The sequence below is a fragment of the Hymenobacter ruricola genome, assembly GCF_015694525.1.
Classification (GTDB): Bacteria; Bacteroidota; Bacteroidia; order Cytophagales; family Hymenobacteraceae; genus Hymenobacter; species Hymenobacter ruricola.
Window position 1 is genome coordinate 40,132 of record NZ_JADQDM010000021.1, and the last position, 20,638, is coordinate 60,769.

Sequence of the window (20,638 nt, forward strand, 5' to 3'; positions counted from 1 at the left end):
CGCACGCGAAGTGGCTGGGGGTTAATTTTGTTAAAAGTCCACTTCATCCCCGCCCACTATGGCCTCAGCCCCCGATTCCTCGCCCGTTATTGCCGGTGACAAGCTCACTCCCGGGTGGCTGAAAATCGGCTGGCTGTATTTGATGCTGGCCCCGGCGCTGGTGTGGGGCTTCTCCAGCTTGTCGGGGCCGCGCAGCCTGGCTTCGGCGGTGCTCACGGTGGTCACGGTGGGGTTTGGGCACTCCATTGGGCTGCACCGGGGCATCATTCACCGCTCCTACCGCTGCGCCCGTTTCACGCGGGGGCTGCTGGCGTACCTGTTTGTGCACACGGGGCTGGGCGGGCCGCTGTCGTGGGTGCGGGTGCACTACTTCCGCGACTACTGGCAAAACCGCGTCGACTGCCCGGCCTACTTCCGCTACGACCATTCCATGGCCCGCGACTACTACTGGAACCTGCACTTCGCGCTCAAGTCCGGCGACATCGGCCGCTACGAAATCCCCGACGAGGACCTGCACGACCCGTGGCTGGCGTTTCTGGAGAAAACCTGGTACCTGCACGTGCTGGCCGCGGCCGGGCTCATCTGGGCGTTTTTTGGATTTGAAGCCATGATAGTGTGCGTGCCCCTGCGCGTCAGCGTCACCATCCTAGGGCACTGGTTCGTGGGCTTTGTGTCGCACAAGTACGGCTACGCCCGCTACGACATCGACGACGCCGCAGAGCACGGCTTCAACAACTGGGTGCTGGGCGCGCTGTCCTTCGGCGAGGGCTTCCACAACAACCACCACGCCCACCCCAGCTCGGCCAAGATGAGCACCGCCTGGTACGAGCTGGACCTGGGCTGGTACCTGGTGGCGCTGCTACGTGCCGTGGGCCTGGTGTGGGACGTGCAGGTGGTGGGCCACGCCCCCACCCAGAAAGCCCGCGCCAAAGAGCACAAATTCCGCTGGCACTGGCCCTGGCAGGACTAATTCCTAGCCAATAGTGGCTGCGGCCTTAGCCGGGCAGCTCGCCGCCGGGCCCACCGGCGTCGCGGCCCCGGGCGGGCGAATAGTGGCGGTGCAGCCAGCGGCTGAGGCCCCCCAGGCCCGGCAGCAGCACCCGCTCGGTGATGTTGGCCTGGTCGAGTTTGTCGCGCACTTCCCACTTGAGCTCGGCCGGGATGATGATGCGAAAATACAGCTCGGGGCGGGCGGCCAGCCAGTCGTGTAGCACGCTTTGGGCGGTGCTCATCAACGAAAAAAGGGCGTACTGGTGCACGATGCGGGCATCGAGGCTGGGCGGCTCCAGAAACAGCACGTAGGGTTCAGCCTGCAGCTCTTCCAGGTCGGCCAGGCTGCCCGTCACGGGTTGCAGCAGCTCCGAGGTGAAGACATTGGAGCCCTCCTGGTGCAGGGCCTGACGCAGCCGCTGGGGCAGGTGCTCGGCAGCTTTCACGTAGTTCAGGGCCCACACAATGCCGTCTTCGTGGTAGGCTTCAAGGTCGTCGGTGGCAAAGTGCAGGGCCACGTAGGGCGAGTACGTCCAGTCGAGCAGGCGGGTGGGCAGGCCGTGGTGCTGGGCCAGGGCCAGCCAGTCCCAGGTGCTGGCACCGGCCACCTGCGTTGGCGTGTCGCGGGCGTACTTGCGGAAGTTGCGCAGCAGGTGGTGCTCCAGGTTGTGGTACTCGCCGCCGAGGCGCTGCAGGCTGGTATCGAGCCGGTAGTGGCGCGAGCGGCTGCCCCGGTACACAAACGGCGAGCGAAACCGCCCGATGCGCCCGTCCCAGGTGTTCTGGAACAGCAGGCGCTGCAAATCCTCCCAGGAATTGGCGCGGTGGTCGTTGGTGGTGAGCGGCATACTAAGAACAAGCGGTGGTGCCGCAAGAACGGCAAACTTGCCGCTTTGGATAACGAAGAGCTTACCCGTGGCCGCGCCAACTGGACCCCGCGCCCCACGAAAACGGCCGGCATTTCGCTCAGGCTGAAACGAAACACCGGCCGTAGCTTTTTGCGCTAAAAAGGCTATTCGCCCGCCGGAAAATCGGCCGCGTCGCCCATCTCGGCGTACTGCTCCAGCTCGTTGGTGAGGGCCGCAAACTTCTCGCGGGCGCCTTTCACGGCCGCTTTGCCCAGCGGCAGGTGCAGGGGCGGGTTTTCCAGATACACCACCTCGTACATGGCTTTGGCGGCGCGCACGGGGTCGCCGGGCTGGCGCCCGCTGTAGCCCTGAATGCTGCGGATGTTTTCGCCCACCGTGGCCTGGTAGTCGTCGATATTAGTATTGGCGATGGTGGCCGACTCGCCCGCCCACTTGGTGCGGAAGCCGCTGGGCTCGATGTTGGTGACCTTGATGCCCAACGGCCCCACTTGCAGCGAAAGGCTCTCGCCAATGGCTTCGAGCGCAAACTTGGAGGCATTATAAATGCCCACGCCGGGGAACGTGCGCAGCCCGCCGATGCTGGTGATGTTCAGCACGTGGCCGCTGCGGCGCTCGCGCAGGTGGGGCAGCACCGCCCGCAACACGTGCAACGCCCCAAACACGTTTACGTCGAACTGCCGCTGCACTTCTTCGGCCGGCACTTCTTCGATGCTGCCCATGGAGCCGTAGCCGGCGTTGTTCACGATGACATCGAGGTAGCCAAAACGGGCAATGGAATCGGCGATGGCCGTTTTCACCTGGCCTTCGTTGGTCACGTCGCACACGGCGCCAAAGGTGCGCTCGGGTTCGCGGGCCGTAAAGGCCGCCGCCTGCTCGGGCTTGCGGAAGGTGGCGGCCACGCGGCCACCTTTTTCCAGAATGTAGTCGGCCAGGGCTTCGCCAAAGCCGGACGAGGCGCCGGTGATGAACCAGGTTTTGGGAGTAGTATCGGGCATAAAAAGAGGCAATGAAATGGTAGCCGCTAAGACGGATTGCGGGGCGTAATTGTTTATAAAGAAGGGTGTACTGGGACTGTTTCTGTCATCCTGAGCGCAGCAAAGGGCCTTTTTACCGAATACCAGGCAGCAGTAACCTCCTTAATGCACCAGCCGCGAGAAGGTCCTTTACTGCGCTCAGGATGACAGAAACACTACATTCAGGAATCGTTTTTCTGGCTTTCAACCCAACTTCCCGCCGTACCTTTGCCTGGCAAAAGGCCCAAACCCCCAACCCCTTTTGCCATGGCGGATTCCGCACCCCCCAAAATTGCCTTCGAGGCCCTCACCTACGACGACGTGCTGCTGCTGCCAGCGTACTCCGAGGTTTTGCCCCGAAACTGCGACACCGGCACCCGCCTCACCCCCACCATCCGGCTGCACACCCCGCTGATTTCGGCGGCCATGGACACCGTCACGGAGTCAGATATGGCCATCGCGCTGGCGCAGGAAGGCGGCCTGGGCATCATCCACAAGAACATGTCCGTCAAGGCGCAGGCCGAGCAGGTGCGCCGCGTGAAGCGCAGCGAATCGACCCTGATTCAGGACCCGTTCACCCTGCCGCCCACCGCCACCCTGGCCGACGCCCGCCAGCTCATGCGCAAGCACAACATTGGCGGCATCCCCGTGGTGGCCGAGGACCGGCTGCTGCAGGGCATCCTCACCAGCCGCGACCTGCGTTTTGAAGCCGACCTGGCCCAGCCCGTGACCACCGTCATGATTCCGCTGGCCCGCCTCGTCACGGCCCCCGCCGGCATCGACCAGGCTGCCGCCGAGCAGCTCCTCACCGACAGCAAAGTCGACAAGCTGCCGCTGGTGGACGCCGACGGCCGCCTGGCCGGCCTCATGACTTACAAAGACATTCGCAAGCGCCGCCGCGCCCCGCACGCCAGCAAAGACGGCCAGGGCCGCCTGCGCGTGGGCGCCGCCGTGGGCGTCACGGCCGACCTGCTGCCCCGCGTGGCTGCGCTGGTCGAGGCCGGCGTCGACCTCGTGAGCCTCGACACCGCCCACGGCCATTCCAAGGGCGTGATGGACGCCGTGCGCACCATCAAAAAAGCCTACCCCAACCTGCCCGTGATGGCCGGCAACGTGGCCACCGCCGCCGGCGCCCGGGCCCTGGCCGACGCCGGCGCCGACGTGGTGAAGGTGGGCGTGGGGCCGGGCTCCATCTGCACCACGCGCATCATCGCGGGCATTGGCGTGCCGCAGCTGTCGGCGGTGCTCGAAGCCGCCAAAGGCCTGGAAGGCACCGGCGTGACGCTGGTGGCCGACGGAGGCATCAAGTTTTCGGGCGACATCGTGAAGGCCCTGGCCGGGGGCGCCGCCGCCGTGATGGTGGGCTCCTTGCTGGCCGGCACCGAGGAAGCGCCCGGCGACCTCATCATCTACGAAGGCCGCAAGTACAAGAGCTACCGCGGCATGGGCTCGGTGGAGGCCATGGAGGACGGCAGCAAGGACCGGTACTTCCAGGACGCCGAGGACGACGTGAAGAAGCTGGTACCCGAGGGCATTGTGGGCCGCGTGCCCTTCAAGGGCAACGTGTCGGAGGTGATTTACCAGCTGGCGGGCGGGCTGCGCGCCGGCATGGGCTACGTGGGCGCGGCCAACCTGGAAGCCCTGCAGGCGGCGCAGTTTGTGCGCATCACCGGGGCCGGCCTGCGCGAGTCGCACCCGCACGACGTGCAAATCACCCGCGAAGCCCCCAATTATTCGAGCCGCTAGCCCGGTGGCTTTAGCAGGCTGAAACCCAAAGAGCCCCGTCGGTTTACACTGGCGGGGCTCTTTGCCGTGGCCATAATGTTGGGGTTGCTTTTGCACGGCTGATTGTATCTTGCATGCCAGTTGAGCGTCGACAGTGGCGCGGCGGGCTGGTGCGCTTGTGTTATTCCTAGTTAGTGTCTGTGCCTCAACGCTTACTCTCTTTTCTGCTGCCGTTTAGCCTGCTAAGCTGGGGCGTGCTGCTGCTCAGCGCCCTGAGCCACTCGGGGGCCGGGCCGTGGCTGGGCACCTGGCCCGACTGGGCCACGCAGCTGGCGCAGGGGGCTTTCGTGCTGGGCGTGTTCCTGTACTACCGCTACCGGCCCTCGCCGCTGCAGGGGCAGGCGTTCATCCGGCTGCTGCGGCGCCTGCTGGCGGGTCCGGGGCTGCTGGCGCTGGGCTGCATTGGGCTGCACCTGCTGGAGCGCCTGATGAAAAACCAGCCGGTTTTTGGCAGCAACAGCCTGCTGTTCACCAGCATTTACACCTTGAACCTCGGGTTGTTTGTCATTTTCCTGGCCCGCACCAACTACGCGTGGCGAGCCTTGGTGCTGTTTCGTTCCTCGCCCCGCCTGCAGCGCGAATGGACGATTTTTGAGGTGCTGCTGGGCGCCACGCTGCTGTTTCGGCTGGTGGGCGTGAACCCGCCCAACTACCTGAGCATCCCGCTGGTGGTAGGCCTGGGCCTCTACGGCATTTACCTGAGCGGGCACCAGAAATGGGTGGCCTACCTCAGCCAGCGCGAAAAATGGCGCGCCGTGCTGTTGCAGGCCGGGCTCTTGTTCAGCGTGCTGGTGTTTGTGCAGTACTTCCGCGTCACGCAGGTCGACCCGCAGCTCATTGCCCCGCAGCCGCAATATGCCTTTCTGCTACTCACGGCTTTTTTCTCGGCTTTTTATGCCCTGATGGGCTTGCTGGTCACGTTTTTCAACCTGCCCATTGCCGACGTCATCGAGCAGCGGCGCAACGAAATCCTGCGCCTGCAGCGCCTTACCCAGATTATCCAGCGGGGCCAGACCACGGCCGAGGTGTACCGCATCCTGCTGGAGTCGGCGGTGCAAACCGTGCAGGCCGACGCCGCTTGGCTCGACCTCGACCCCGGCCACGCCAACGTGGAGGCCGCCGCCGCCACCCAATACCACAACCTCAACCCGGCCCAGGCCGACGACCTGCGCACCCGCCTGCGCGGCCACGACCTGCCCGAAGGCGAGTTCATCACCAACGACTTGAACGCCCGCGTGGGGTTTGAGGGCACGGTGCAGGAATTCCGCTCGCTGCTGCAGCTGCCTTTGCGCGGCCTGCATTTCAACTACGGCATGCTCTACCTGCTCAAGGTGAAGCCGCACACCTTCGACCGCGAAGACCTGAGTATCCTGCAAACCTTCACCAGCCAGGCCGTACTCAGCATCGAAAACCTGGAGCTGGTGCGCACCTCGCTAGAAAACCAGCGCACCCAGGAAGAGCTGAAAATTGCTTCGCAGGTGCAGGACAGCCTCATTCCGAAAAACCTGCCGACGGATAACTGGTTTGACATCAGCTCGCACTCGCTGGCGGCCAAGGAAGTGGGCGGCGACTTCTACGACTTTCTGCACCTGCCGGGCCGGCGGCTGGCCGTCATCATCGGCGACGTGAGCGGCAAGGGCGTGACGGCCGCCTTCCACATGGCCCAGATGAAGGGGATTTTCCACTCCTTGATGCAGGAAAACCCGCTGGCCAAGAACGAGCGCGACAAGTTCCCGGTGCCCAGCCGCTTCATGGCCCAGGCCAACGCCGCCCTCACGCACTGCCTGGAGAAGTCCTCGTTCATCACGTCCTCGCTCTACATCATTGATTATGAGCAGGGCGGCTTTGTGTTTGCCCGCGCCGGGCATTGCCACACGCTCTACTACCATGCCCTGCGCGAGGAGGTGTTTTACTTTGAATCCACGGGCCTCGGCCTGGGCATCATCCGGAACGAGAGCTACGAGAAGCACATCAAAAACCAGTTTTACGACTACAGCCCCGGCGACGTGATGGTGATTTACACCGACGGCATCGTGGAGGCGCGCGGCGGCGACGGCACCGACGAGTACGGCGAAGACCGGCTCAAGCTGCGGCTCGAAGAAAGCTATTTTCAGGAAGCGGAGGACATTAAGAACTTTATCCTCAACGACCTCAACGCCTTTACCCTCGGGCACCCGATTCACGACGACCAGACGCTGCTCGTCATTAAATTCAAGTCGGCCCAACCCCCACCGTTGGCCTGACGTATCGACCTCATTATGAAAGTAACTGCTCAACCCTCCGCCGATACCCTCACCCTGCTGCTCGATGGTGAGCTGGACGCCAGCTCCGCCATCGTGCTCGACACGGAGCTGGCCAAGCCCGACATCCTCAACTATCGCAAGGTGCTCGTCGACTGCGCCAAGCTCAGCTACATCTCTTCCGCGGGCCTGGGCGTGTTCATCTCGCACCTGCAGCGCTTCCAGGATGCCAACGTGAAGCTGGTATTTTTCAACATGCAGGAAAAGGTGTTCAACGTATTTGAAATCCTGGGTCTGGATGCGCTGATGACCATCGTGCCCAGCGCCGCCGAAGCCGAAGCCGCCTGATACTACTTATGAATTATGAGTTATGAATTACGAATTGGTTGTTCACTTCGCCATTTGACAATTCATAATTAATAATTCATAACTCATAATTCAAGATGAAGTCTACCCTCCGCATTGCCTGCTCTCGCGCCCACCTCCAGCAGGTGCGGGATTTCGTGCGGAATTACCTCAACAGCCGCAGCTTGCCCGAAATCACGGTCAACCAAGTGGTGCTGGCCGTGGACGAGGTGGTGGCCAACTTCATCATCCACGCCAACAACGAGGACGAAACTCAGTTCCTGGACCTGGAGCTGGCGTTTGAGAAGCAGGAGCTCAACGTGGAAATTGCCGACCACGGCGACACCATTTTCCTGCCCGGCGCCCACCAAAGCCCCGATTTGCGGGCCTACATCCGCGAGGGCCGCAAAGGAGGAATGGGCATGGCCCTGGTTAACCGCCTCATGGACCGGGTGGAGTTTTTCACCCGCGGCAACCACACCGTCTGCCACCTGAGCAAGCACCTGGCATAGTCGTCCCAACTCAAAGAACGTCATGCTGAGCGTCAGCGAAGCATCTTTACCGCAATAGTAATTGTTACTCTCGTGGTAAAGATGCTTCGCTGACGCTCAGCATGACGTTCTGTTTGGGGCTTTGGCCTCTCAGGCGCGTCGCCTTTCTTTCCGTCCGGAAATTAGTTAATTTCGCACCGGTAATTTTATGCCCGCGCGGCGGCTTTCATCGGCGCCGTCGTTTTTGTTTCCTTTCTCCTTTATATGCACAACCGCATTCTGTACGCCGGCGCTGCCGTCGTCACGCTGCTGGCAGGCTGCCAGACCTCCAAACCGGCTGCTTCGGCCGCTACCGCCGCCGGTCCCGTGGTCGAAACGCTGGGCACCTACCCCGTGCCGGCCAACGAGTTTGCCTACGTGTACCGCAAAAACAACAGCTCGGCGCCCGACTACGGCACCCGCCAGAGCGTGACTGACTACCTCGACCTCTACACCAACTTCCGTCTCAAGGTGCTGGAAGCCGAGCAGCGCGGCCTCGACACCACCCAGGCCTTTAAGCGCGAGCTGGAGGGCTACCGCCAGCAACTGGCCCAGCCCTACCTCACCGAGAAAAGCGTGACCGACCAGCTGGTGCGCGAAGCCTACGACCGCATGAGCCAGGAGGTGAACGCCTCGCACATCCTCATCCGCGTGGCGCCCGACGCCACCCCGCAGGACACCCTGAAGGCGTACCGGAAGGTGGAGGAGCTGCGCAAGCAGGCGCTGGCGGGCGAAGACTTCGGCGTGCTGGCCCGCGCCAACAGCGAAGACCCCTCGGCCAAGGAAAACGCCGGCAAGCTGGGCTACTTCACGGCCATGCAGATGGTGTACCCGTTTGAGTCGGCGGCTTATAAAACGCCGGTGGGGCAGGTGTCGCAGCCGGTGCGCACGCGCTTCGGCTACCACCTCATCAAGGTGAATGACAAGCGCGCCGCGCAGGGTGAAATCAAGGTGGCCCACCTCATGATTCGGGTGAACGCCAACGCGGCCAAGTCCGATTCGCTCACGGCCAAAAAGAAGATTGACGAGCTCTACAGCCGCCTGAAAAAAGGCGAAAACTGGGACAAGCTCGTGGCTCAGTTCTCGGAAGATGCCGGCTCGGCGGCCAACGGCGGCGAGTTGCCGCCTTTCGGCACCGGCCGCATGATTCCCTCGTTTGAGGAAGTGGCGTTCAAGCTGCAAAAGCCCGGCGACATCTCGGCGCCCGTGCAAACGCCCTACGGCTGGCACGTTATCAAACTAATTGAGAAACAGCCCCTGGCCAAGTTCGCCGACCTGGAAGCCGGCCTGAAAAGCAAGGTGGCCAAAGACTCGCGCTCGGAACTCAACAAAGCCGCCTTCCTGAAGCGCGTGCGCCAGGAAGACCAGTTTGCGGAAGTGCCGGCCGCCAAAACCTACGTCTTCAGCAAGGCCGACACGGCACTGGTGGCGGGCCGCTTCAAGTATGCGGCACCGGCCGCCGGTGCGAAACTGGCCAAAGGCGCGGTTTCCGACAATTCGCCCCTGTTCACCATCAAGGGCAAGCCCTACACGGTGAAGGACTTCCTGACCTACGCCCAGCAAAACCAGCACCCCCGCACCGGCGCGCAACCCAGCTTCGCCATGCAGCAGCTCTACGACCAGTACGTGGAGCAGTCCCTGACCGACTTCGAGAAAAACAGCCTCGACACCAAGTACGAGGACTACCGCATGCTGGTGAAGGAATACCGCGACGGCATTCTGCTCTTCCAGCTGATGGACGAGAAAGTGTGGAGCAAAGCCATTGAGGACACCGTGGGGCTCAAAAAGTACTTCGCCGACAACCAGGCCAAGTACCAGTGGGACCAGCGCGTGCAGGGCACCGTGGCCAGCGCCGCCACGCCTGCCCTGCTGGCCCGCGTGCAACAGGAGCTGAAAACCGGCCGCTTCCCCCTGACGAAGAACGTGCCCAAGGTGTCGCCCTTCATTGCTGGCTCGGCGCGCTACACCAAAATTGGCGTGCTGGCCCTACAGGAAGTGGCCAAGCGCATGCTGCAAGACACGCTGGCGCGCGTAACGCTGACGGGACGGGTGAAAAAAGGCGAGAAAGCCAGCCTGGCTGCCGCCCGCGCCGACTCGGCCGCCCGCTACCTGCAGGTGCGCGGCGGGGTGCCGGCGCGCCGCATCAGCAAAGCGGTGCAAAAGGCCCCGGCGGCCGACAGCCAGGTGCAGATTGCGCTGGTTACGGCCAGCCCGGCGGCCATTGAGGCGGCGCTGAACGAGCAGAACCCGCTGTCGGTTCAAATCACCCAACGCGTGTTCCAGAAGGGCGACAACAAGGTGATGGACGACCTCATGGGCAAGGGCCCCGGCACCTACAACGTGCAGAAAGACGGCCGCTACTACGCCGTCACCATCGACAAAACCCTGCCCGCCGGCCCCAAAACCCTCGCCGAAGCCCGCGGCCAAGCCACGTCCGATTACCAGACCTACCTGGAAAAAGAGTGGATTTCGCAGATGCGCGCCGCGCGCCCGGTGAAAGTGAACGAAGCCGAGGTAAACAAGCTCGTAACGAAGTAACAGAACGCCATGCCGAGCGAAAGCGAAGCATCTTTACCGCAGCAGTAATTATCTACTTCCTCGGTAAAGATGCTTCGCTTTCGCTCGGCATGGCGTTCTGTTTTAGCCGTTGCAACCATCCGGAGCGGGCGGCGCTCCTTGTTTTTGTCCGCCCGCGGATTTATCATGAAATTTGTGGGCTCGTTTGCGTGTTATGCGCTGGTGTGGCTCAGGCTCCGGCAGTTTGGCCGTGGGGCTTTATTCAGTTGTTTATGCTTGTTAAAATGAATCGCGCTGCGGCGTCGGCCCTGCTTACGCTGTTGTTGCTGGTGGGCTTTGCGCCTGCGTCCCAGGCCCAGTTGGGCATTAGCCGGCCCAAGGGCCAGGAACTGCTCGACGGCATCGTGGTGAAGGTGGACAACCAGATTGTGCTCCGCTCCGACGTCGAGAATATTTATTTGCAGGAGACGAGCCGTGCGGCCGGCAAGCCGCTGCCGCCGGATTTGAAATGCAAAATCCTGCAAAGCCTCGTGCTGAACAAGCTGATGCTGGCCCGCGCCGAAGTCGACTCCGTGACGGTGGACGACAAGCGCGTGAACGACGAAGTCGACCGCCGCATGGCCTATTTCGTGCAGCAGATTGGCTCCGAAAAGCGCCTGGAGGAGCAGTACAACAAGCCTATCAAGGCGCTGAAAGACGACCTGCGTCCGCAAATCAAGGACCAGCTCACCCAGCAGAAAATGCAGGAAACCATCACCGGCAAGGTGGCCGTGACGCCCCGCGAAGTGGCCCAGTACTTCAGCCGCGTGCCCAAGGACAGCCTCCCCTACTTCAACACCGAAGTGGAAGTGGGCCAGATTGTGATTCCGGCGCAGGTGAACGAGAAAGCCAAGCAGGCCGCCATCGCCAAGCTGAACGACCTCCGGGCGCAGGTGCTGGCCGGGGGCGATTTTGCCGCCCTGGCCAGGCAGTACTCCGAAGACCCGGGCTCGGCCAAGGAAGGTGGCTACCTCGGCTTTTTCAAGCGCGGGGAGTTGGTGCCGGAGTACGAAGCGGCCTCAATGAAGCTGGAGCCCGGCCAGATGTCGCCGGTGGTGCAGTCGCAGTTCGGCTTCCACCTCATTCAGTTCATTGAGCGCAAGGGCAACACGTATTCCACGCGTCACATCCTGCTGAAGCCTGAAACCGGCACCGCCGACGCCAGCGAATCGGCCAAGAAACTAGCCCGCCTGCGCCGCCAGATTCTGACCGACAGCATCAGCTTTGCCAAAGCGGCCAAGGACAATTCTTCGGACAAGCAAAGCAGCACCAACGGCGGCCTGCTGGTGAACCGCCAGGACGGCGGCTCGCGCCTGCCGCTCGACAAGCTCGACCCGGCCGTGTTCTTCACCATCGACACCATGAAGGTGGGCCACATTACCCCGCCCATGCCCTACCGCACCGACGACGGTAAGGATGCCGTGCGCATCCTGTGGCTGAAATCGAACACCCCTCCCCACCAGGCCAACCTGGAGCAGGACTACCAGAAAATTGCCGCCGCTGCCCTCAACGAAAAGCGCAACAAGGCGCTGGATGAGTGGTTTGAGAAAAACCGGAACACCGTGTACCTCGAAGTGGCCCCGGAATACGCCCAGTGCAAAGTGCTGGAATCGACGGAAAATAAATAGAAACAACACCTGTCATCCTGAGCGCAGCGAAGGACCTTATCACGTCAGCCGTAGCCGAAAACGCTGCAACTGTTCACTTTTGATAAGGTCCTTCGCTGCGCTCAGGATGACAGCTTTTTTACACTAATCACCCCGAATGGCCCAATACCCCTCCGACAAAGAAGCCGCCGACGCCCTGGCCGCCTCCTTCCAGAAGCTGCGCCAGGAAATTGGCAAAGTCATCGTGGGGCAGGACGAAGTGGTGCGGCTGGTGCTCACCGCCGTGTTTTCGCAAGGCCACAGCCTGCTGGTGGGCGTGCCCGGCCTGGCCAAGACCCTGTTGATTCAGACCATTGCCGACTCGCTGGACTTGTCGTTCAATCGCATCCAGTTTACCCCCGACCTGATGCCCTCCGACATCGTGGGCTCGGAAACCATGAACCAGCAGCGGGATTTCACCTTCGTGAAAGGCCCCGTGTTCGCCAACATCATTCTGGCCGACGAAATCAACCGGACGCCGCCCAAAACCCAGGCCGCCCTGCTCGAAAGCATGCAGGAATACGCCGTAACGGTGGCCGGGCAGCGCTACCCGTTGCAACGCCCGTTCTTCGTGCTGGCCACCCAAAACCCCATCGAGCAGGAAGGTACCTATCCCCTGCCCGAAGCGCAGCTCGACCGCTTCATGTTCAACATTGAGTTGGGCTACCCCAGCTACGCCGAAGAGCTGAACATCGTCAAAAACACGACCTCCGACCGCAAGCCGACGGTGAGCAAAGTCCTGCACGCCGCCGACATTCAGGCCTTCCAGGAGCTGGTGCGCCGCGTGCCGGTGGCCGACAACGTGGTGGAATACGCCGTGGGCCTCGTGCACAAAACCCGCCCCAACACCGAGCGCGCCCACGCCCGCACCAACCAGCTGCTGGAATGGGGAGCCGGCCCCCGCGCCTCGCAGCACCTCATTGTGGGCGCCAAGTGCAACGCCCTACTCAACGGCAAGTACTCGCCCGACATTGAGGACGTGCGTGCCGTGGCCGTGCCCATCCTGCGCCACCGCCTGGTGCGCAACTTCAAGGCCGAAGCCGAGGGCGTGGGCGTGGAGCAGATTGTGAAAGAACTTTTGTAGAAGATGCCAGTCATCTTGAGCATTCTGCGATTAAAGCAGAGACGAAGGACCTTATCACGCTTGCCGAAGTAGATTTGTCAATCCTTGCAGCGCAACCGTGATAAGGTCCTTCGTCTCTGCTTTAATCGCAGAATGCTCAGGATGACAAAAGCCCAGACAAAATAAATGGAAGCCCAAGCCTACTATCAGCAATTTGAGCGCAACGTGCGCATCATTCTCGACGCCTTGGCCGCCGGCCTCGACCTGCGCACCACGGCCCTCGAAACCAGCCTGCCTCTTGAAGTGTACGTACTATGCGAAGTGCTGAACCAAGGCGCCGGCGAGGACTTTGCTCTCACCGCCAGCGGCGTGGCGCGGCTGGCCGAGTTCCAGCAGCAGTTCATGAAGCACGAGGGCCAGACCCTGGCCGCCATGCAGCGCGTGCTCGCCGACAAGCGCGGCACCATGCGCACCCCCGAAGGCCGCGTGCTGACCAAGGAAATGCTCATTCGCCGCCTCGAATTCTTCAACGAAGCCGCCCGCCAGGTGAATGTGATGCGCACCCAGCAGGCCTTGGGCAGCCCCAGCCAGTACGCCGTCTGAACCGCAGATTTAACGGATTTAATGGATTATACAGATTCTATCTACGACAGAGGGTTTGCCGTATGTTCGATGATATGGAAAACGAAGAAGGCCGCTCAGATGAGCGGCCTTCTTGCTAGGTTGTACTTGTAAACGGCAGAATCCGTTAAATCCGTTAAATCCGTTAAATCTGCGGTTCAGACATTCCGGCTCATCATGTGGCCGGCGTCCTCGTCGCGCACTTCGGTGTGGCCGTCTTTGCTGTGTTGCAGGTTCAAGTATCCTGCGGGCTCCTTCTTGAGGTCGCTGGGCACTTCGGCGCCGGAGCTGCTTTTGGAGATGGTCACGCCGCCATCAACGAAATAGATGGCGCCGGTGACGAAGCTGGCCTCATCGGAAGCCAGAAACAAATACACGTTGGCCACTTCCTCCGGAGTGCCGCGGCGGCCCATGGGCACGCCTTCCACGGTTTGCTTCTCCATTTTGGAGGTCATGGGGCCGGTTTCCTTGTGGGTCCAGGCTGTGTCGATGGGGCCGGGCCCCACGCAGTTGGCCCGGATGCCGTTTTTGGCCTGCTCGCCCGCAATGCCCTTGATGAAGGCGTGCACGAAGCCCTTGGTGCCGCCGTAGGGCGTGTTCATGGGTTCGCCCATCTGGCCGGCTTCCGAACCGGCAGCTACGATGTTGCCGCGCGTTTTCTTCAGCTCCGGCAGGGCGGCCCGGCTCATGTGAAACACAGAGTAAATGTTGTTTTTCACCATGTACTCGAAAGCTTCCACCGGGTATTTGTCCAGCTCTTCGGCGGCGGGGAATACGCCCGCGTTGTTCACCAGCACGTCGAGCTGGCCAAACCGGCCCACGGCGGTTTGCACGCAGGCCTGGGCGGTGGCTTCGTGCGAGAGGTCGCCCTGAAAGGCCACGGCCTGACCGCCGGCGGCCAGGATTTCTTCCACCACGGCCTGCACCGGGTCTTCGGCAAAACCGGCCACGACCACGGCCGCGCCTTCGCTTGCAAATTTTTTGGCCACGGCCTCGCCAATGCCGGAGCCCGCCCCGGTCACGATGGCCACTTTGCCACTCAGTCTGTTTGCCATAAAACTAGAAAGCCCAATCTCCAGCTTGGGCGGGGGTTAGGTGGAAAGGAAGGAAGCCTCGTGCTGGAGCCAGGCGTACATTTCCTTACTTTCTAATCATGGCTCAGGTTACTACAGCCGCGCTTTTGCCGTATTTGCCCCCATGTTGCCCCGCACTCCGCTGCTCACTGCCCGCCTCTGCCTGCGCCCCTACGAACCGGCCGATGCCCGCGCCTTCTTCGCGCTGCTTGATGCCGACCGGGCCCGCTTCCGCACCTCTTTCCCCGACCGCCTGCAAGCCGTGCGCGTGCCCGCCGATGCCACCACCGCCCTGCAAGCCTTCGCGCAGGACTGGGAGTCGGGCCGCTTCTACGTGTTCGGCATCTGGCACCGCGCCACGCAGGACTACCTCGGCGACATCTGCCTGATGCCCCAGGCGCGCGGCCAGGCCGAAATTGGCTACTACTTGGCCGCCGCCGCCGAGGGCCACGGCTTTGCCCGCGAAGCTCTCAACGCCGTCATCGATTTCGGTTTCGGGCCCGTGGGCAGCCAGAAGCTGCTCATCCGCTGCTTCGTGGACAACCCCCGCGGGCAGACCGTGGCCAGGGCCGCCGGCTTCAGGCCCGAAGCCCCGCCCAAGCGCCCCGGCTGGTTCCGCGCCACCGAGGCTGCCAGCAACATCCGCCGCTTCTGGCTCTCGCGCGACGAATAGCCTCCGCCTGGCCCTGAGGCTTTCCCACGGCTACTGCCCCACCCGCACGCGCTGGCCGCTGTTGCCCAGCAGCCATTCCTGCCGGAAATTCAGGTACACGCCCAGAGAGAAATCCAGCAACTGGGCATTGAAATCGTACACCGGCTCCACGCGCACGGTGAGGGCCGCCGCGTCGGCGATGCGGAAGTCGCGCAGCAGCCGCACAAACAGCAGCTGGCGGTTTTTGTCCGTGAACCCGGGGTCGGCCACCGTACGCGACACGCTCTGGTACAGGTCGCCCCCCAGCGGCGCCACGAAGCGTTGGCCCCGCCAGTAGCTCAGCATCACGTCGGCGTAGCGCGTTTCGAGCGTGGTATTCAGGTACAGCGCCCGGCCCTGTTTGTAGGGCAGCTGGAACGCGAAGGAATGGTCCTGGAAACCGAGGACGTAGCCGTTGAAGCGAAATGCCTGCACCGCCGAACCGGCAAGTGCACGCCGTGCTTCCAGCCCAATGGCTTCGTTGAACAGCGTTTGCAATGGCTTATTCAGGGTATCAATCTGCCCGCCGTGGTGGGTGGCAGTGAATTGAAAAGGTACTTTTACCTGCCACTCGCGGTAGTCGTCGCTCAAGCGGTAGCTGCTGCTCAGGCCGCCCGCTATTTCTTCCTGGTAGTTGCTGTAGCGGTACTGCTGGCGCTGCCAGTCCACCCATACGTCCAGAAACAGCCGGTTGCCGAGGTGGCGGTATTGTAGTCCCTCTTCCAGCGGGTTTAGCATCACCCGCTCGAAGTTGAAGAGGGGCTCGACGTAGCCGTGGTTGAGGTTGGCGCGGATATTACCCAGGATGAACTGGTGCTTGTCCTTCGTCCAGGTTGCGCGGTAGGTCAGCCTTATTTGCTTTAGTTCAGGGTTTCCAAAGTCCTTCCACAAAAAGATGCCGGCTTCCAGGCGTAGTTCTTTCGTGGGGTAATAGATGAGTTGGGGATTTAACTGGGTGCCAAAGAGCGTATATCCGTCGACAATCTTATTGAAATACTCATTGTCCTTGAAGAAAGTAAAGGAGCTTATTGCCAGCCGCAACTCCCCGCTGTGTCCTTCCTGCTTCATGCGCCACACGTTGTCAGCATCCATTCGAATATTCTCCCGAATCTTCGCCCTGGCAGAATCCTCAGCGCTTACCAGCGTTTCTTTGGGTTCTTCGGCTGTTTTTCTTACATCATAAGGTTGAATAAACGCCCGATTATCCAGTTGCGCGTGCGCCGCTTCCACTCTAATTAGCACAGCCACAAGGCCAACTAATATTTTTAGAAATTTCCTCATATATTTCCCCTTTCTAGGGCACGAAACCACGGGGCAGTGTGTTAGAAAAAGCCGTCGCAAAAGGGCCTGTCCGAAGTTTTAACCCAGGAATAGAATTATCTGATTGCGACCTCGCCAAAACCCTTAACTTTACCAAACCTAATTCCTTTTTCTCAAACACCCCCTCATGGCACTAGCTACCAAAACGGCCTCCAAAGCCGACAAAGTTGAAAAAGCGGAGAAAGGCGATATGAACGTCGCTGCCGAAAAGATGAAAGCCCTGCAGCTCACGCTGGACAAGCTGGACAAAGCCTACGGCAAAGGCACCGTGATGAAGCTCAGCGACAACAAGGTGGACGACATTCCGAGCATCAGCACGGGGTCGCTTTCCCTCGACATCGCTCTGGGCATTGGCGGGGTGCCGCGCGGCCGCGTCATCGAAATCTACGGCCCGGAATCGTCGGGTAAGACGACGCTGACCATGCACATGATTGCCGAGGCGCAGAAGAAAGGCGGCATGGCTGCGTTCATCGACGCCGAGCACGCCTTCGACAAATCCTACGCCGAAAAGCTGGGCATCGACACCACCAACCTGCTCATCGCCCAGCCCGACAACGGCGAGCAAGCCCTCGAAATCGCCGACCAGTTGATTTCCTCGGGTGCCATCGACATCATCGTCATCGACTCCGTGGCCGCCCTCGTGCCGAAAGGCGAACTCGAAGGCGACATGGGCGACTCGAAGGTGGGCCTGCACGCCCGCCTCATGAGCCAGGCCCTGCGCAAGCTCACCGGCACCATCAACAAAACCGGCTGCTGCTGCATTTTCATCAACCAGTTGCGCGAGAAAATCGGCGTGATGTTCGGCTCGCCCGAAACCACGACCGGTGGTAACGCCCTGAAATTCTACGCTTCCGTGCGCCTCGACATCCGCCGCATCGGCCAAATCAAGGAAGACAAGGACAACGTGACCGGCAACCGCACCAAGGTGAAAGTGGTGAAGAACAAAGTGGCGCCGCCCTTTAAAGTGGTCGAGTTCGACATCATCTACGGCCAGGGCATCTCGAAAGTCGGGGAGATTGTGGACCTCGGCGTCGACATGGGCATCATCGGCAAGTCGGGCTCGTGGTTCAACTACGGCGACCAGAAAATCGGCCAGGGCCGCGAAGCGGTGAAAACCCTGCTGCTCGACAACCCCGAACTGGCCGAAGAAATCGAAGGCAAAATCCGGACCCTGGCCAAGGGCGACGAGGACGTCATCCCCGTCGACCTGTCCATCGTGGAAGACGGCGAAGACACGCTGTAAGCCGCTGGGCATCCGCCTAAAATGCAAAGCCCGTTGCCCATGGCAACGGGCTTTTTTTTGGTCCGTATCTTTGAGCTGATTATCGGATTGGCACTGCCTTTGTCTAGGCCCGGTTCGCGCTACTTCTCGTTATAATTATGAATCGCCGCTGGCTCTTTTTTACCCCTGCTATCCTTGTGCTTTTAGCGGCCGCGCAGTTGCCCATCGGGCCCGGCGATGCCGTGCGCAGCATTCCGCAGTCCAGCTTCGGCCGCGGCGAAGTCATTAAGTACACGGTGCACTACGGTCTCATCAACGGCGGCGAGGCCACCGTGGAAACCGCCGGCGGCCTGGAGCGCGTGAACGACCGGCCCTGCTACAAAGCCACCGTAAGCGGCAAAACCACGGGCTCGTTCGATTTTTTCCTGCGCATCCGCGACCAGTGGCGGGCCTACATCGACACCACCAGCATCCTGCCCATCCGCGCGCAGCGCGACATTGCCGAGAAGAACTACCGCAAAAAGGAAACCGTGGAGTTCGACCACCTGCACGACGTGGCCGAGGTGACCGACCACAGCCACAACAACGCCCGCACTACCGTGAAGGTGGCCAACAACACCCTGGAGTTGGTGAGCGGCTTCTATTACCTGCGCACCCTCAACTTCGACCGCATGAAGGTGGGCGACGTAGTGCGCGTGCCCGGCTACTTCGACGGCGACAATTTTATGCTCGAAGTGGTGTTCAAAGGCCGCGAAGTGGTAGAAACCAAAGCCGGTGACGTGCGCGCTTTCAAGCTGGTGCCCAAGATGCCGAATAACAAGCTGTTCCGGGGCGAAAACGCCATTTCGGTGTACTTCTCCGACGACCGCAACAAGATTCCGGTGCTGTTTCAGGCCGAGATGTTCGTGGGCACCGTGAAGGTGGACATGGTGCGCTACCAGGGCCTGAAATCGCGCCTGAACCTGGTGAATTAATGTAATTTTACGGTTCTTAAGTAGTCGCTCTCCACGCCCCCGAAACGGCCCGAAGCGGACGTAAGGGGGTATCAGTACGGATTTCTTTTTTGCGCTAGCGCGGTGCGGCTACGCCCCCACCCCACTTGATGGAGTCCGTTCAGCAGTTCATTTTCACCTTTTCCATTGTTCCGGTCGTTGTGGCCACGCTGGTGGGCCTGGCGCGCTACCGGCGGCTGGGGCCAGCGCCGCGCTACCTGGTGCCGCTGCTGCTGGCGTGCCTGCTGGTAGAAATCGTGGCGCGCACGTTGCGGCATTACCACCGCCCCAACCTTTTCCTGGCGCCGATTGACACGGCCCTGGAGTTTACCTTCCTGGCCCTGATGTACCGGCGGGCGCTGTGGCCTTCGGCCCTGAGCCGCTGCATTCCGCTGCTGCTGGCGGGTTTTCTGCTGGGTTCGGCTCTCACCTACTCGCCGCGCCTCGACGTCGCGCAATTCAGCCCGGTGCAGCATTTCATCGAAAGCGTGCTGGTGCTGGCCTTTGTGGGGAGCTACTTCTACCGCGAAGCCACGCGCAAAACGGTCACCCGCCGGTTGGAGCGCGAGCCGATGCTGTGGATTTCGGCGGCGCTGTTGCTTTACTTTCTGAGCAACAGCTTTATTTTCCTGTCCAGCAACTACGTGCTCAACCTTTCTGAGGAGTTGAGCCGGCAGGTATGGGCCATTCACGGCGTTCTCTACATTTTCACAAACGTGTTGTACACCATTGCCTTGTGCGTGAGCCCGGTGAACGCGCAGCCGGCAGATGCCCCCGCGCCCGTGCCCCGGGTCACACAATCGTAACATAGGCCGGGCCGCCGGGAGCGGTACTTTTGCAGGCGCAACTATTGCTTCACTTAAGCCCGTAACGCCGTGACTGCTGCCAAATCCGCCGTGTACAAGATTCTCGTGGTCGACGACGACCCGGACATCGTCGAGTTGCTCGAATTCAACCTGAAGAAAGAAGGTTACCAAACCACTTCGGCTCCGGACGGCCGCAAAGCCCTCGAAATTGCCGCCGATTTCCACCCCGACATCATCCTGCTCGACGTGATGATGCCCCACCTCGACGGCATTGCCACCTGCCGCCTGCTGCGCGAGCAACCCAAGTTCAAAGACACCTACATCTTGTTCCTGACGGCCCGCGCCGAGGAATTCTCCGAAGTGGCGGCCTTCGAGGCCGGGGCCGACGATTTCATCGCCAAGCCCATCAAGCCGCGGGCGCTGCTGGGCCGCTTGGCCGCTGTGAAGCGCCGCGACCAGGACCCCCACGCTGCCGTCGACGCCATCGATATCAACGGCCTGCGCATCGACCGCACGGCCTTTGCCGTGTACCAGGACGGCAAAAAAATCAGCCTGCCCAAGAAGGAGTTTGAGCTGCTGGCTTTCCTGGCCGCCACGCCCCACAAGGTGTTCAACCGCGAAGAGCTGCTTCAGAACATCTGGGGCAACGACGTATTCGTGCTGGCCCGCACCGTGGACGTGCACGTGCGCAAAGTGCGCGAGAAAGTGGGCGACCACCACATCCAGACCATCAAGGGCGTGGGCTACAAGTTCAACGTGGATTGAGGACTTGGTTTCTGTTTGTCATCCTGAGCACAGCGAAGGACCTTCTCACGTTTGAACACTGACGTGAGAAGGTCCTTCGCTGTGCTCAGGATGACTTATTTTTACCCAAAC

Annotated in this window: 18 protein-coding genes; 14 read left to right on the forward strand and 4 right to left on the reverse strand. The window is 61.4% G+C overall.

The window, feature by feature from the left end; all coding sequences use genetic code 11:
- The first annotated feature begins 58 nt into the window (after positions 1–58).
- Complete coding sequence (locus I2H31_RS22950; protein WP_196295399.1) at positions 59–970, forward strand: fatty acid desaturase; 912 nt, start codon at positions 59–61, stop codon at positions 968–970.
- A 25-nt stretch (positions 971–995) separates the two neighbouring features.
- On the opposite strand, the gene I2H31_RS22955 is transcribed toward I2H31_RS22950, so the two are convergent.
- Both I2H31_RS22955 and I2H31_RS22960 read right to left on the reverse strand, forming a co-directional pair.
- Entirely contained in the window at positions 996–1,838 is an 843-nt protein-coding gene (locus I2H31_RS22955; protein ID WP_196295400.1) for an FRG domain-containing protein, read from the reverse strand.
- Between the two features lie 164 nt (positions 1,839–2,002).
- Positions 2,003–2,854: an oxidoreductase gene (locus I2H31_RS22960; RefSeq protein WP_196295401.1), complete on the reverse strand. Its 852-nt coding sequence runs from the start codon at positions 2,852–2,854 to the stop codon at positions 2,003–2,005.
- Positions 2,855–3,139: 285 nt separating this feature from the next.
- Between I2H31_RS22960 and guaB the strand changes: the two genes are divergently transcribed.
- The 8 genes from guaB (at position 3,140) to I2H31_RS23000 (ending at position 13,640) form a co-directional block, all read left to right on the forward strand.
- Entirely contained in the window at positions 3,140–4,618 is a 1,479-nt protein-coding gene (gene guaB / locus I2H31_RS22965; protein ID WP_196295402.1) for an IMP dehydrogenase, read from the forward strand.
- Between the two features lie 179 nt (positions 4,619–4,797).
- Entirely contained in the window at positions 4,798–6,900 is a 2,103-nt protein-coding gene (locus I2H31_RS25730; protein WP_196295403.1) for a PP2C family protein-serine/threonine phosphatase, read from the forward strand.
- A gap of 15 nt (positions 6,901–6,915) precedes the next feature.
- A complete protein-coding gene (locus tag I2H31_RS22975; RefSeq protein ID WP_190925021.1) occupies positions 6,916–7,245 on the forward strand; it encodes an STAS domain-containing protein in 330 nt (109 codons plus the stop codon).
- A 95-nt stretch (positions 7,246–7,340) separates the two neighbouring features.
- A complete protein-coding gene (locus tag I2H31_RS22980) occupies positions 7,341–7,754 on the forward strand; it encodes an ATP-binding protein (protein WP_196295404.1) in 414 nt (137 codons plus the stop codon).
- A gap of 243 nt (positions 7,755–7,997) precedes the next feature.
- Positions 7,998–10,310, forward strand: coding sequence for a peptidylprolyl isomerase (locus I2H31_RS22985; protein WP_196295405.1), 2,313 nt, complete (start codon positions 7,998–8,000; stop codon positions 10,308–10,310).
- A gap of 263 nt (positions 10,311–10,573) precedes the next feature.
- A complete protein-coding gene (locus tag I2H31_RS22990; RefSeq protein WP_196295406.1) occupies positions 10,574–11,956 on the forward strand; it encodes a peptidylprolyl isomerase in 1,383 nt (460 codons plus the stop codon).
- Between the two features lie 136 nt (positions 11,957–12,092).
- Complete coding sequence (locus I2H31_RS22995; protein ID WP_196295407.1) at positions 12,093–13,058, forward strand: AAA family ATPase; 966 nt, start codon at positions 12,093–12,095, stop codon at positions 13,056–13,058.
- 165 nt (positions 13,059–13,223) lie between these two features.
- A complete protein-coding gene (locus I2H31_RS23000) occupies positions 13,224–13,640 on the forward strand; it encodes a hypothetical protein (protein ID WP_196295408.1) in 417 nt (138 codons plus the stop codon).
- Between the two features lie 176 nt (positions 13,641–13,816).
- On the opposite strand, the gene I2H31_RS23005 is transcribed toward I2H31_RS23000, so the two are convergent.
- A complete protein-coding gene (locus tag I2H31_RS23005; RefSeq protein WP_196295409.1) occupies positions 13,817–14,713 on the reverse strand; it encodes an SDR family NAD(P)-dependent oxidoreductase in 897 nt (298 codons plus the stop codon).
- Positions 14,714–14,855: 142 nt separating this feature from the next.
- Here I2H31_RS23005 and I2H31_RS23010 point away from each other — a divergent pair, with 142 nt between their 5' ends.
- The gene (locus I2H31_RS23010) at positions 14,856–15,404 is read left to right on the forward strand and encodes a GNAT family N-acetyltransferase (protein ID WP_196295410.1); all 549 of its coding nucleotides are present in this window, start codon (positions 14,856–14,858) and stop codon (positions 15,402–15,404) included.
- A 30-nt stretch (positions 15,405–15,434) separates the two neighbouring features.
- On the opposite strand, the gene I2H31_RS23015 is transcribed toward I2H31_RS23010, so the two are convergent.
- Positions 15,435–16,514, reverse strand: coding sequence for a hypothetical protein (locus tag I2H31_RS23015; protein WP_196295411.1), 1,080 nt, complete (start codon positions 16,512–16,514; stop codon positions 15,435–15,437).
- Positions 16,515–16,932: 418 nt separating this feature from the next.
- Between I2H31_RS23015 and recA the strand changes: the two genes are divergently transcribed.
- From recA to I2H31_RS23035, 4 genes are all read left to right on the forward strand, one after another.
- Entirely contained in the window at positions 16,933–17,985 is a 1,053-nt protein-coding gene (gene recA, locus I2H31_RS23020) for a recombinase RecA (RefSeq protein WP_196295439.1), read from the forward strand.
- Positions 17,986–18,161: 176 nt separating this feature from the next.
- Positions 18,162–18,938 (forward strand): DUF3108 domain-containing protein, encoded by a 777-nt coding sequence (locus tag I2H31_RS23025; protein WP_317192265.1) that lies wholly within the window; start codon positions 18,162–18,164, stop codon positions 18,936–18,938.
- Positions 18,939–19,063: 125 nt separating this feature from the next.
- On the forward strand, positions 19,064–19,762 hold the full coding sequence (locus I2H31_RS23030) for a hypothetical protein (protein ID WP_196295413.1): 699 nt from the start codon (positions 19,064–19,066) through the stop codon (positions 19,760–19,762).
- A gap of 69 nt (positions 19,763–19,831) precedes the next feature.
- Positions 19,832–20,527, forward strand: a complete 696-nt coding sequence (locus I2H31_RS23035) for a response regulator transcription factor (RefSeq protein WP_317192267.1) — start codon at positions 19,832–19,834, stop codon at positions 20,525–20,527.
- Positions 20,528–20,638 lie beyond the last annotated feature (111 nt).